The 12989-nt window shown below is 69.3% G+C and carries 13 protein-coding genes; 6 read left to right on the forward strand and 7 right to left on the reverse strand.

Annotation, left to right across the window (positions count from 1 at the left end):
- The 4 genes from AB0I59_RS06400 to AB0I59_RS06415 all read right to left on the reverse strand — a co-directional run bounded on the left by AB0I59_RS06400 (position 1) and on the right by AB0I59_RS06415 (position 5198).
- On the reverse strand, positions 1-1824 hold the full coding sequence (locus AB0I59_RS06400; protein ID WP_358130707.1) for a PEP-utilizing enzyme: 1824 nt from the start codon (positions 1822-1824) through the stop codon (positions 1-3).
- A gap of 37 nt (positions 1825-1861) precedes the next feature.
- The gene (locus AB0I59_RS06405) at positions 1862-2971 is read right to left on the reverse strand and encodes a PEP/pyruvate-binding domain-containing protein (RefSeq protein WP_061252593.1); all 1110 of its coding nucleotides are present in this window, start codon (positions 2969-2971) and stop codon (positions 1862-1864) included.
- Positions 2968-4227 (reverse strand): cytochrome P450, encoded by a 1260-nt coding sequence (locus AB0I59_RS06410; RefSeq protein ID WP_358130709.1) that lies wholly within the window; start codon positions 4225-4227, stop codon positions 2968-2970. Before AB0I59_RS06410 ends, AB0I59_RS06405 begins: the two co-directional genes overlap by 4 nt.
- Before the next feature lie 194 nt (positions 4228-4421).
- Positions 4422-5198 (reverse strand): IclR family transcriptional regulator, encoded by a 777-nt coding sequence (locus tag AB0I59_RS06415; RefSeq protein ID WP_082776441.1) that lies wholly within the window; start codon positions 5196-5198, stop codon positions 4422-4424.
- Between the two features lie 508 nt (positions 5199-5706).
- Between AB0I59_RS06415 and AB0I59_RS06420 the strand changes: the two genes are divergently transcribed.
- The gene (locus AB0I59_RS06420) at positions 5707-6261 is read left to right on the forward strand and encodes an EF-hand domain-containing protein (protein WP_061252836.1); all 555 of its coding nucleotides are present in this window, start codon (positions 5707-5709) and stop codon (positions 6259-6261) included.
- 16 nt (positions 6262-6277) lie between these two features.
- On the opposite strand, the gene AB0I59_RS06425 is transcribed toward AB0I59_RS06420, so the two are convergent.
- The gene (locus tag AB0I59_RS06425; RefSeq protein ID WP_358130714.1) at positions 6278-6559 is read right to left on the reverse strand and encodes a radical SAM protein; all 282 of its coding nucleotides are present in this window, start codon (positions 6557-6559) and stop codon (positions 6278-6280) included.
- A 202-nt stretch (positions 6560-6761) separates the two neighbouring features.
- The gene (locus AB0I59_RS06430) at positions 6762-7256 is read right to left on the reverse strand and encodes a hypothetical protein (protein ID WP_358130716.1); all 495 of its coding nucleotides are present in this window, start codon (positions 7254-7256) and stop codon (positions 6762-6764) included.
- Between the two features lie 277 nt (positions 7257-7533).
- Here AB0I59_RS06430 and AB0I59_RS06435 point away from each other — a divergent pair, with 277 nt between their 5' ends.
- The gene (locus AB0I59_RS06435; RefSeq protein WP_358130719.1) at positions 7534-8091 is read left to right on the forward strand and encodes a TetR/AcrR family transcriptional regulator; all 558 of its coding nucleotides are present in this window, start codon (positions 7534-7536) and stop codon (positions 8089-8091) included.
- Between the two features lie 71 nt (positions 8092-8162).
- Positions 8163-9827 (forward strand): alpha/beta fold hydrolase, encoded by a 1665-nt coding sequence (locus AB0I59_RS06440; protein ID WP_358130722.1) that lies wholly within the window; start codon positions 8163-8165, stop codon positions 9825-9827.
- Between the two features lie 228 nt (positions 9828-10055).
- Here AB0I59_RS06440 and AB0I59_RS06445 read toward each other — a convergent pair whose 3' ends face one another.
- Positions 10056-10706: a DUF6461 domain-containing protein gene (locus AB0I59_RS06445; RefSeq protein WP_061252588.1), complete on the reverse strand. Its 651-nt coding sequence runs from the start codon at positions 10704-10706 to the stop codon at positions 10056-10058.
- 215 nt (positions 10707-10921) lie between these two features.
- On the opposite strand from AB0I59_RS06445, the gene AB0I59_RS06450 reads away from it, so the two are divergent.
- The 3 genes from AB0I59_RS06450 (at position 10922) to AB0I59_RS06460 (ending at position 12862) form a co-directional block, all read left to right on the forward strand.
- Positions 10922-11878 (forward strand): alpha/beta fold hydrolase, encoded by a 957-nt coding sequence (locus AB0I59_RS06450; protein ID WP_358130725.1) that lies wholly within the window; start codon positions 10922-10924, stop codon positions 11876-11878.
- 97 nt (positions 11879-11975) lie between these two features.
- Positions 11976-12251, forward strand: coding sequence for a hypothetical protein (locus AB0I59_RS06455; RefSeq protein WP_358130728.1), 276 nt, complete (start codon positions 11976-11978; stop codon positions 12249-12251).
- Positions 12248-12862, forward strand: a complete 615-nt coding sequence (locus tag AB0I59_RS06460) for a hypothetical protein (RefSeq protein WP_061252585.1) — start codon at positions 12248-12250, stop codon at positions 12860-12862. Before AB0I59_RS06455 ends, AB0I59_RS06460 begins: the two co-directional genes overlap by 4 nt.
- The last annotated feature ends 127 nt before the right edge of the window (positions 12863-12989 follow it).

Raw genomic sequence — 12989 nt, forward strand, 5'->3', positions numbered from 1 at the left:
TCAGTCCTCGAGGATCTCGACACGGCCGGCGTCGCCGTCGACCCGGATGAGCTGCCCGGTACGGATCGTCGTCGATCCGTTGCCGGTTCCCGTGACAGCGGGAAGGCCGTACTCGCGGCAGACGATCGCGGCGTGGCTCATCATGCCGCCGATGTCGGTGACGGTCGCCTTGATCTTGCCGAAGATCGGCCCCCACGACGGCGCGGTGATCGTGGCGACGAGGATCTCGCCCTCCTGGACCTCACTCAGCTGGTCGGCGTGGTGGACGACGCGGGCGCGTCCCTCGGCGACGCCTGGCGAGGCGGACATGCCCGTGATGGCGGTGTCGTCGCCGGAGTCGTCGCCGAGCCACTGCTGGACCTGCTCGGTCGTGATGCCCCACAGCATCATCGTGAACGGCTCGGTGATCTGGGCCGGCGGCGTGTTGAGCGCGGGCTGCGGACGCCGGCTGCCGAGGGCGTCGATGATGCCGCGGCGGCGGTCGATCTCCGCGGGCCAGTAGCTCGGTCCGGTCGGCTCGGCGCCGACCGCCCATCCGGTCACGAGGTCGAACAGAGCGTCGCGCACCTCGCCGCGGGTGAGGTACAGCAGGTCGCCCTCGCCGGCCCAGAAGCCGGCCGCCACGAACACCCTGCTGAGCTCGCGGACCTTGCGCCAGAACACCCCCATCGTCCAGTGCTCGATGTAGAAGTTGTGGTTCTCGACGTACGGGTACGCGGTCACGGCCAGACCGTGCTTGACGTCGAAGGCGGCCAGGTTCTCCCCGTCGAGCAGCGACCGGTACTCGGCCACGATCCGGTCGCGCTCGGCGACGAGCTCGGCGATCGGGCGGAGGATCCGCTGCCCCTCGCCGACGCGGCGGATGTAGTCCTTGATGTAGCCGAGAGGGATCTCCTGGTGCTCGATCCAGTACTTGTCGTGTCCGTAGAAGCCGTTGCCGACGGTGAAGTTGAACCAGGGGTCCTGAGCGGCGCGGTAGGCGTCCAGCCACTGCCGCCCACCGGAGAGGTCGCCGACGCGGGCCAGGGTCCCCTCGACGTCGTCGGTGTTCTCGAACGCGGACTGCAGGCCGAGCTCGACCGCGAGCGTGGCGAGCTTCTTCAGCTCGTCGTCGGGACGGAACAGCTCCATGTCGACGCCCTGGACCATCTTGGCGATGGCCTGGTCGGGGATGCCGGGGAAGACCTGCTTGGCGAAGGTGAAGAAGTCGAGGTAGGCCAGATAGCCGAGGTTGAGGAACTCGAAGTGGTACTGCCAGTTCTGGTAGACGAGCTGGATCAGCCGGTCGTAGTTCTCCATCAGGACTTCGGAGCCGTCCTTGGCCTTGCCGCTGACGATGTCGTCGAACGGCACCATCTCCGGGAGGCTCGTGAAGGTCAGCGCCTCCAACTCGTCGATCGTGGCGCGGACCTTGATCTTCCACTGCTCCAGCAGGCTGTCCCAGTTCTGGAAGTAGTGGCCGACGCGCCGCTCGAACTCGGGCACCCGGGCCGGGATCTGCTCCTCGGGTACCGGCACGGGGCTCATGTAGAGGTAGCCGAGGTGGATCTTGAACTCGATGCCGTTGGCCGGTGGAATGAGCAGGTGCCGGGTGTTGTACTGGCCCAGGCACTTGACGGCGAACTCGCCGCCGATGGTCTCGAACGGCTTGAACACCGTCGGCCAGTGCTGGCTGTCGCAGAACCAGAACTTCTCGTCGTCCGAGCCGCTCAGGTTCTGGAACACGAGGTTGTAGGGGTAGAGCTTCTCCCAGCCTTCGGCGCCCGGAGGAACCGGCAGCTCCGATGGCCGCGGGAAGGACTTCACTGCGGGTTCGACGGTCATGGCTATCGGGGTCCTTGTCGTGAGGGGGGTGGCCGGTTCAGTTCGTCACGCCTGCGGCGCGGCCCGCGGTCAGATGCGCGGTGATGCTGCCGAGACTGAAGCCGACGCTGGGCGGCGACGCCTTCGCCGGTGCGGCGACCGGCTTCGGCTTGGACGAGTGGACGGTCTCCGGTCGTGACTGCAGCAGGAGCAGGTTCTGTCCGTCAGGAAGGTCGGCGTCGAGCGCCCACTCGATGTCCTGCGGGCACCCGTAGTGCCGTTCGGCGCGCTTGGCGAGTTCGGAGACCGCTCTGACCTGGTCGTCGGTCAGGCTCCGGACCGCTCGCCTGGCCGCGTCCACGTCACGCTCGACGAGCCGGCCGCCGGCGCTGTCGGGCACCAGCTCGATGTGCTTGTCGCCGACGTGCTCCTCGACGACGCACAGCAGCACCTTGTCGACGACGATGTTGTCCGGTGTGACGTGGCCGGAAACGACCGCCTCGCCCACCCCCCATGACGCGTCGATAGTGATCTTCGAGCGGTCCCCGTTGCGGGGGTTGAGCGTCATCGCCACTCCGGCGACCCGGGCATGGACCATCTTCTGGACGGCGACGGCCATCGAGAGCCCGTCTTCGGGGACGGCGTTCCTCAGCCGGTAGGTGATGGCCCGGCTGGTGTAGAGCGAGGCCCAGCACTTGCGGATGTGTTCGTGGACGTCGCGCTCGTCGACGAGCCACAGGTAGGTGTCCTGCTGGCCGGCGAAGCTCGCGTCCGGCAGATCCTCGGCGGTCGCCGACGACCGGACGGCCACCGGCACCGGCCGCTCGAACCGCCCCTGGAAGTCCGCCCACGCCTCGATCACCGGGCGCCGAAGCCGCTCGGGCACCGGCCGCGAGCAGATCTCGTCGCGGATGGCCGCCGATACGGAGTCGACGCTGGCAACGTCGTCGGGGTCGATCTCGTCGAGCGCTTTCACGATCACGTCACGTAGCCCGGACTCCTCGACGAACGCGTCGTACAGCGCGGTGGTCACCGCGAAGCCCGGCGGCACAGGCATACCGGCGGCGGTCATCGTGGCCAGGGAGGCGCACTTCCCTCCCAGGAGGGCGTGGTCCGGCGCGATTCCGCCGTCGAAGAACTGGACGTACCTCGTGTCGACGTCGCTCACGCGCGGGCCTCCCACTCCACCGGGACGCTGATCGGAGAACGGAACGAGAGGTTGGGACCGAAGACGATCTGCTCGTCCTCGCGCAGCCGGACATCCGGGATGAGGCGGGCGACCTCCTCGATCGCGATCCTGGCCTGGAGCTTGGCGAGCATGTTGCCCAGGCAGTAGTGGATGCCGAATCCGAACGAGAGGTGCTCGCGCGCGTTCGGCCGGGCGATGTCGAGGGCTTCCGGGTCGTCGAACTTGGCGGCGTCCCGGTTCGCCGATCCCATGACGAGAAGGATGTCGGCCCCCTTCGGGATGTCGACGCCGCCGATCCGCGTGTCCACCAACGCACGGCGCCGCCACGCCACGATCGATCCGCTGTGGCGCAGCACCTCGTCGATGGCCGCAGGGATGAGGGAGGGCCGGTCGACGACGCGCCGCCACTGATCACGGTGTGACAACAGGACGCGAAGGGCGTTCGAGATCAGGGTCGTGGTCGTCTCATGGCCGGCGAACAGCAGGCTGTAGACGACGGAGGCGATCTCGTGGTCGGTGATCTCGTCTCCGGCTGCCTGGGCACGCACGAGGTCGCCGACCAGGGAGCCCCGCTCGTGCTCGTGCGCGTCGGCCACCAGGCGGAGGCATTCCTGCCAGTAGTCGACGAGGTTGTGCGCGTGCGGGACCTGCTCCTGGTCGCTCAGGTCACCCCAGGTCATCGCGGCGCGCGAGTCCGACCAGCGCTTGAAGGTGTCCACCTTGCCGGTGTCCGCCCCGATGAGCGTGAGGATGGTGACCGTCGGGACGTCGTAGGCGAGGTCGCGGACGAAGTCCCCGGTCGCCTTGGGCCGAGCCAGCATCCGCTCCAGCAGGGTGACGACGTGCTGCCGGATGCTCGGCTCGAGCGCCTTGTAACGGCGCGGCGTGAAGGCCTTGGCGGCCACCTTGCGGATGCGGGTGTGCTCCGGAGGGACACGTGCCGACAGGCCCGAATAGGCCGTGAATCCGCCGTCGAGCATGATCTGCGTGGCTTCCGGCCCACGCTCACGGACCGGCGCCTGGGCGTTCTCACTGCTGAAGGTCTTCCAGTCCTCGAAGACCGCCTTGACGTCGTCGTACCGCGTGACCACCCAGCATCCGATGCGCTCGTCGAACATGACGGGCTCTTCGGAACGCAGCGCCGCGTACGCCGGGAAGGGGTCGTTCTGGTCGAACGGCTCATACCCGTGGTGGACGGGACACGATCGCGGGACGGCGGTGAGGTTTGCGGTCACGCTCAAACTCCACTTCAACTCGGGCATTTCCGAAGTTTCATCAGTGTGAGGCCGATATGCTGCTGGTCACAATGCGCGGTTTCCATTCAACGGAAGCGAGCGTGCGCGCAGGGTTCTCCGGACAGGCGTGATGTGAGCGCGCGTCCCATGCGTTCTTGTGGATGGGGAGCACGCGAGCCGCGTCCCGGGACGGGTCAGCCGCGCTGCCGTGGATAGCCGGACGGGTAGCGGGCGATGGCCGCCTCGATGCGGGAGGCCACACCGCGCAGGACTGACAGGTGTCGCGTCAGCGTCTTGCCCTGCGTCGACAGCAGGACCAGGCCCACCGACGCCTCGACCTGGTCGGATCGCCCCGCAACCGGCACGGCGATGGAGCAGGCGCCGGCACGAGCCTCCTCCAGCGTGATGGCGTAACCCTGCTCGGCGATCTGCGCCAGCTCATCGGCCAGGCCTGCCGGATCAACGTGCGTCCGCACGGTACGGGCCTCCAGATCGCCGTGGAGATAGGCCTCGCGAAACCACGGCTCCTCGTAGGCCAGCAGCACCTTGCCGACAGCCGTCGCGTGGAGCGGCAGCCGCCCGCCGATGCGGGACGCCCGCGGCACACGCTTGGAGCTGTAGACCCGGTCGACGTACAACGCCTCGTTGCCCTCACGAATCGCGATATGGGACGTCTCTTGCGTGAGAGAGAACAGGTCCTGCAGGTAGGGCCGCGCGGTGTCGCGCAACCGTCTGCCCGCGCTTTGCGACAGCTCCCACAGGCGCAAACCGACGTGGTAACGCCCTTGGTCGTCTCGCGCGAGAGCTCCCCATGCGTGCAGTTCGCCCAAGAGACGGTGGGCCGTGGAGACAGGCAGGCCGGTCAGCTCCGCCAACTGCGACAGCGACAGGCTCGGCCCATGGGTTTCGAAGGCTTCGAGAATCGACAGGACACGTGACGTGACCGATCGTCCCGACTCGTTCGCGCGCACACGGCCTCCGTCCAGTCGTCGGCGTCAGCCGAGCATGACGCGCTGCGAGCCGAGGTCCGCCGGGCGACCGCGGCACGTGCGCGCGCCGTCTCCTTACCGCCCCGGTGAGGAGACGGTCGTGGACGCGCGAACCGATCAGCCGGTGAGCCTGTTCACCTGTCAGCCGGAGCCGGCCCATCGCCCGTGTCAACGCCGTGCGGAACGAGCCGCCGCAGCTTGTCGCCATCTTTGACGACCGAAGCGGTTCCGGGCAAGGCCGTCGGTCGCAGGCCGTGCCCATCGGCGATCCTGACGATCGCGCTCTGGTCGTACTCCGCGTGGGCGCGGCGGTCGTGACGACCACAGTGCAGGGCCCGCGCCCGTACGGAAAGTCACAGGAAGTAGCAATGCAGTCACTGATCAGTGAATGCGGTGAATCTCTGTGGCGATAGCACACTTGATTGACGGCACACGACTGTAGGAGCGCATGCAACCACTGTGGTTCCGTGACAACGATCGGAGCAGGGTCATGTCCAGTGAGTTCCAGCGCCACAAGATCTCCAACGTGTTCCACCTGATGGACACCGACCACAACGGCGTCCTGGAGGAGTCGGACTTCGCCGCGCTGGCCGAGCGGTGGGCCTCCTACCGGGAGGGAACCGACCGGCACCTGGTCCAGGCGCTGATGATGGGCTGGTGGGCCACCCTACTGGCGGCTTCCGACGAGGACGCCGACCCCGCGGAGGGCGAGGTCTCCCTGGAGGGGACACTGCGGGTCGTCGACCGGCTCGGCGACATGACCTCCTCCGTCGAGGGCACCGCCAAAGCCATGTTCGAGATCATCGACGAGAACGGCGACGACCTGATCTCGGCCGAGGAGTACAACCGGCTCATCGAGGTGTGGAACGGGTTCCCGATCGACACCGACACGACCTTCTCACTGCTCGACCTGAACGACGACGGATACCTGACCAAGGAGGAGTTCATCCTGCTGTGGACGCAGTTCTGGGTGGGAGACAACCCGGACGAGCCCGGCACCTGGATGTTCGGCCGCTTCGAGTTCCCCGAAGCGCGCGTCGGGTGAGACGCGGATCGTCGCGTCAGCCGCCCTTCAGCCGCCCTTCCGCCGAGCGGAAACCGGGGGCGTGGAGGGCGGCGGTCGCACCGTCCAGGCTGAGCGAGATCACCGAGGCGCCCGCGTCGCGCAGGCGGGACAGGCTCGCGGTGGTCAGCGCCGGGGTGGCAGAAGGCGACACGGCCGGGGTCAGGCCGAGTCGGCGGGCCTCGCGGACCAGGTCGTACAGGTCGGTCCGTTCGAAGGGGTCGCCGCCGGTGATGACGAAAAGCGGGGCGGGGCGGCCGAAATCGGTGACCTGGCGCATCAGCCCGGCCGCCTCGTCGGTGGTCAGCTCGGCGGGGTCGCGCGCGAGCCTGGCCTCGGCCCGGCAATGCAGTCAGGCCAGCGGGCAGGCCGGGTCGCCTCCCAGATCACGATGAACGAGGCCGAGCCGACGTCGCGGTGCACATGGCGCAGGGGGCGGGTCCGCCGCGAGCTCACCGCCCGACCCTCCGCGATCTGCTCGCTCATGGCCGGGGCGACGCCAACACCGCGCCCACGGTGACGAAGGCGGCGCCGGTGCTCATGAGCACCGCGCCCAGGCCGACAGTCAGGGAGGTGACCTCCCATGCCTGGTAGGCGGTCATCAGCGAGGCGCGCAACGTCTCGCCCATGAACGCGGTCTCGCGCAGGGCGGTGAGCTCGTCGTCCTTGCCTCCGGCGGCGTGCAGTTCGGCGCTGACTTCCGCGTAGGTGCGCCCTTCGGTGGCGCGGAGCACGTTGCCGCCGATCATGTCAGCGAACGCGCGTGCCTGCGGGCCGTTCTCCACCCGTCGGCCGACGTGCGCGCCGAGCTCCGCCGGCAAGCCCTCGTCCGGAAATGTGATCTTCTGGCGGATGAGCTCGTCCCGGATCTGCCCCCTCCCCTGCAGGCCCCGGGCCGTCATGACGGCCCCGGCCGTCACGGTGGCGACACCGACGGCGCCCACCAGCGTCGCCGCCACTCCGCGCAGGTCTTTCATGAATGGTCTCGCTTTCACCCAGTAGAGGCGGACCCGCTGTACGGGCCCGCTTGGAGCGTCCAGCGTCCAGCGGGCGCGGAAAAAGGGCCTGTCGCCCCTGACATTGCCCCCGAAAGCCCCGAAAGCGGGACGGAATGGAATGGCAACCTCAAAGACGACGAGCACCGGCTTGCCGCGGCCCTCGAGGGCGCAATGATCGGGCCGGGCGCGCGTTACGTCAGACGTGAGCCACACGAGACAAGTTGAAAAAATATATAGATCGGTCTACTTTCACGGCATGGGACAGAAGGGAACAGCGACGCGGGTCCGGATACTGGCCGCGACGCAGGAGTTGGTCGAGACCGGGGGATACTTCAGCGCCGGGCTCAATCAGGTGATCGCGGTCAGTGGCGCGCCCCGCGGCTCGCTCTATTTCCACTTCCCCGACGGCAAGGATCAGCTCGTCGGCGAGTCGGTACGGCGTGCCGGCCAGGCGATGGGCGCCGCCTTCGAGGGCATGGCCGAGTCCAGCGCGTCCGTGGCGGAGTCCGTCGAAGGAGTGCTGCGGCACCTGGGCGATCGATTGGAGGAATCGGGCTGGCAGAAGGGGTGTCCGGTGGCCACCGTGGCACTCGAGATGGCCGCCGCCAGCGACCCGCTGCAGCAGGCCTGCTCGGAGGTGTACGCCTCGTGGACGGCCGCTCTACGCGCCCGGCTCGACGGGCGTCAGGACGCCGACGACCTCGCGGTCACGATCCTGGCCCTGATCGAGGGGGCGCTCCTGCTGGCCAAGGCACACCGCAGCAGAGAGCCACTGGATCGCGTCGCCGGCCGCCTCGCCGCCCTGCTGCGCTGACACGGGCCCGCGCGAGGCGGGCCCTCTTTCTGGCCTCAAAAATATGTAGACCGATCTATTAAGGAGTGTTCATGGACGCGATCGTCTTCGGGGCGACCGGTTTCATCGGCCGTTCCCTCGTCGCCGAACTGCTCGGCAGGGGACAGCGGGTGGCGGCGGCCGTACGGAACGACACCCTCACCCCCTGGCTGGACTCACAGGGCGTCGACACCGGCGGGCTGACCGTCGTCACCGCCGACATCACCCGGCCGCTCACGGGACTGCCCCGGGCGCGCGACGTCTACAACACCGCGGCGCGCTTCGCGTTCGGCCTCGGCGTGGAGGAGGCGCGGGCGACCAACGTGACCGGGGCGCTCAACGTGCTCGAATGGGCCGCCACGCTGCCCGAACTGCGACGGCTCGTGCACATCAGCGGGTACCGGGTGAGCAACGCCCGCCCGGACTACGCCAGGCTGGGCGCGTACGAGGCGTCGAAGGCCGAGGCCGATCTCGCGGTGCGCGCGCGGGCCCGCGAGCTGGACGTCCCGCTGACCATCGCCAATCCCAGTACGGTGATCGGCCCCGGCCAGCACATCGGCCTGGCGTCTCTCGTCGAAGACCTGTGGAACGGGCGGCTCCCCGCGCTTCCGGGCGGCCCCGACGTCTTCCTGCCGGTCGTCACGATCGACTACTTCTCGCGGTTCCTGGCCGAGCTCCCCACCTCGCCCGCGGGACAGGACCACTGGGTGCTCGACGACACGACGCCGCGCCTGCCCGAACTGGTCGCCGCGGTCGCCGACCATATGGGCGTGCGGGCGCCGCGCCGTACCATCCCCGTGGGCCTCGTGCGCCGCCTGCCACGGAAGATCACCGGTGCCGACCCCGAGACGCTGTCGTTCCTGTCGACCGACCGCTACCCGACGGCCTCGGCCCGCGCTCTCGCCGAAACGGCCGGCCTGGAGATGCCTCCTGCCACCGACGCCCTCCGCGCGTGGGCCGACGACCTGGTGGCCACCCGCTTCGGCGCCGCGTCACCGTGGCTGAGCCCGTACGGCTTCCGCGGCCGCACCTGGGCGGTGGGAGACGCTCACCGCCCCGCCCACGTCCTGCTGCACGGGCTGCCGATGAACGCCGACCTGTGGGCGCCCCTCTCCGCTCACCTGTCCGGCCCGATCCTGGCCCCCGACCTGCCCGGCCTGGGACGCTCGGCTCCCACCGCCCAGCCGATGGACGCGTGGCTCGCCGACCTGATGCGCCCGGTGCGGACCCGTCCCGCGCTGGTCGCGCACTCGCTGGCCTGCGGGCCGGCACTCCGCTTCGCCGTCGAACATCCCGGACGCGTCAGCACGCTTGTTCTCATCGCCCCCGCGTTCCTGCAGGCTCCGGCCCCGCGGCTCACCCGCTCAGCCCTGGCCGCGCCCATGCTGCGCCGCATGTCCGCCGCTCGCCTGGCCGCTACGCTCGGCGTTCCCGAAGGGCCGGAGGTGGCGAGCGCCGCGGCGGACCTGCGCCGTCCCGGGGTGGCGCGCCGCGTGATCGCGGCGATGCGCGCGGCCTTCGCCGAACGCGAGACGTCACGGTCGCTGCTGGAGCGGGTGAGCGTCCCGGTCGAGATCATCGTGGGCTCGGCCGACCCGCTGGCCGTAGGCGTCGACCTCCCGGTGACCGAGATCGCCGACGCCGGGCACTACCCACAGCTCACCCATCCGGCTCAGGTCGCCCGTCGCCTCGGCCTGGTCTCCGACCCGATCGGATGAGTGGTGACGATCAAGCTCCGCCCGGAACCGGGCCTGTCCGCGGTACGGCGGAGGGCTCGCCAGCTTGCGATGGAGAGCCTTGTTTCACCCGCGTTGTGTGGCGCGGAAGGGATCAGCCGCCGTCACGAAGCCCAGGGAGGGGAAACGACCCAGGTCGTGTCCTCGGCGTAGTGGCGGAGTGATCCTCCGGCAGCGGCCGGCTCACGGGTCGCGGCCGGTGTGTTCCGCTCACCTCGGTCCGGGAACGACTCCGCACAGGTAGGTGGACTCCTCCAGCAGCTGCGGCGTCAGCGTGATCCCGGTGAGGCGCTCGGCCAACAGGAACGCCGGCCCGTCGTGGGGGTCGGTGAGCCCTGGGTAGACAGAGTCGATCCGTTCCATGGTCTCCACGAGTTCGTCCGGCATCTCCTCTGAGTAGCCTTCCTGGTCTGGGAACTCGAACCGGATCTTTCCGTCTTCGACCCAGTGGGAGTAGCCCTCCTGGTGCACGAACTCGAACCGGATCTTTCCGTCTTCGATCCAGGAGAAGTAGTCGATCAGTTTGACCTCGAGGAAGTAGTGGGAGACGAGGCGGGTGCCCGCCGACAGCGGCATGACGATCTCTTCGGTGATGCCGAGCCCGCCGAGGGCCTCGACGACGAGCACCCAGTCGCCGACGGCGACGGCACCGAAGAACATGTTCTTCCCGTCGTAGCTGGAGTAGGCGGTCTTCGTCAGCTCATCGAGCCTCATGCGAGAGCAGTCTTCAACCCGGACGCCGAGCCGGGTCACCAGTTCCTCAGGCGTCAGGCCGCGGACATAGGTGAAGCAGTAGGCGTCCGCCAGATCGGGATAACGCCCGCGGGAGAACCAGGAGTAGTCGTCAGGAGTCGCGATCATCCCGTCATGCTGGCAGCACCCACCGACACAATGAGCTCATCCCGGGCAGCGCCCGCGTCCCCCGCCCCGCCTCGCTGCCCGGTCTCACGTCAGGAGGTGCCAGGTAGGCGAGAACTATGGGAGTACGGCGGCTTCGAAACTGATCCACCAGTCGCAGGTCGTGATCCCCCGCGAGGATGGCCATACGCCGGACGGCGATTCCTAGCATGCGGGACATGACCGAAAAGCGGGGACGCCGATGGCCCCGAATCATCATGTGGACCGCGGCCGTGTTCGCGATCCTGGCGGGGGCAGGCTTCGGATACGAGACGGTCGCGCGCGGCGGGGACGCGGACCGCCATCCGCCGCGCGGGCGGCTGATCGACGTCGGTGGCCATCGCCTTCACCTGTACTGCACCGGCACCGGCGGTCCGACGGTCATCCTGGAGGCGGGCCTCGGGGAGTCCAGCGCGAGCTGGGCGGACGTCCAGTCACGGATCGCCGCGCGCACCCGGGTGTGCAGCTACGACCGGGCCGGATACGCGTGGAGCGAGGAGGGGCCCGGGCCGCGAACCGCCGACCGGGAAGCGCGCGAGCTGCACACGCTGCTCGATGCCGCCGGGGAGGCCGGGCCGTACGTGCTGGTCGGGCATTCCTACGGTGGCGCCGTCGTGCGTGTGTTCGCGCATCACTGGTCGGACCAGACCGCCGGCCTGGTGCTGGTCGACAGCATGGACGAGAGCGGCGTGGGAGAGCTGCGAGTCGCGCGGCCCCTGGTCGCCGCCCAGTTCACGGCCTACGAACTCGCGGGGCGATTCGGCCTGCTCCGGCTGCTCGGCGGATCCGCCGCGGCCCCTCCGGACGCACCCGAGATCGCGGTCAGGGACGCGGCCGTCGTCTACGGCCCGGCCAGCATGGCCGCCGCCCGCGCCGAGGGCTGGTCGACGGTGGACAGCGCGGCCCAGGTCGCCGCGACGGTACGCGCGGGTGCCTGGCGTGACCTCCCTGTCGTGGTGATCGTGGCCAAGGGGCAGCCCGAAGAGGTCGTCGCCCACCACCGCGGTCTCGCCGCGATGTCGGCCCGCGGCCGTCTCGTGGTGGCCGGGACGGCCGAGCATTACGTGCAGTACGCCCAGCCGGACCTCGTCGTCGACGCCGTCAGCGAGGTCGCCGGCAGTGCCGACCGGGGTTGAGCCCGCCGGGTGATCTTGTCAGGGCCGGTGCCGCCGACCCTCGGACAGTGTCAACGAATTCTTGACATGGGGGTGGTGTCAATGAATCATTGACACCATGAATCGTCCCGCCTTTCGTGCCCCCTTCCCCGGGCTTCCGGCCATCTCCCTCCTGCTTCCGCTGATGGGGATCCTGCTCGTGGCGCAGGCCGCGCTCGACAGCTGGGTGCTGTTGCTGCTCTTCGTCGTCGTCGGGTTCGCGGTCTTCGTCGTGGGGGTGGTGACGGCGGCCTCCGCCGGGCGCAACGGGGCCGTGTCCGCCGCCGACGCCGCCCGCCTGGAGGAACTGGAGCCGCTCCCTCCCACCGCCGACGATGAGGGGGACCGGCGATGAGCGCGTCCGGGAGCCACCTCACCGACGATCAGGCGAGCGCCATCCGGGAGGCCGTCGCCGAAGCCATGCTGGCCGCGTGCGAGCAGGGGCGCAAGGGGCTCGACAACGACCCGGACGCCCACCTGCTCATGGTCGCCGCGTCCAGCGTCGCCGCGCAGGAGACCAGCAGGCTGCTACGCCAGTCGATCACCGGCGCCCGTACCGCCGGGCACAGCTGGGAGACCCTCGGACGGCTGCTGGGCATCAGCCGCCAGGCCGCCCAGCAGCGTTTCGGCACTTCGGCCGCCGACCGCAAGGGCTCCGTTCCGGGCGACACCCCCACCCACAGGATGCTCACGCCACTGCACGCCTTCAACGAGATGGAGGCGTTGGAGAGGGAGGGCCTCCGCGGATGGCATGCCGTCGACTACGGCTACCTCTTCCACCTCGTCGAGGCCTCGCCCCACAAGTGGGAGCACCGGCGGCTGTGGTGGCCCTCGCGCCGCCGCCGGTACCTCATGGAGGAGCAGGGGTGGGAACTCATCGTCCCGTCCGACTTCGACTCTCCCTGGGCCTACTACAAGCGCCGCCTGAACGAACCCGCCGAGCCGGCCGACCGGGACTGCCAGTAAGGATCGGCACCACCCCGCCAGGCCGCGTCCCCGACCTCCAACCGAGACCCGCGAGGGCGAGCCCCGGCCGCAAGGTGGCACCCGCGAGGATGGCCGGGCGCCCATTCGGGACCGATCACCCCTGAAG

Source organism: Microtetraspora glauca, assembly GCF_040656155.1.
Taxonomy (GTDB): Bacteria; Actinomycetota; Actinomycetes; order Streptosporangiales; family Streptosporangiaceae; genus Microtetraspora; species Microtetraspora glauca.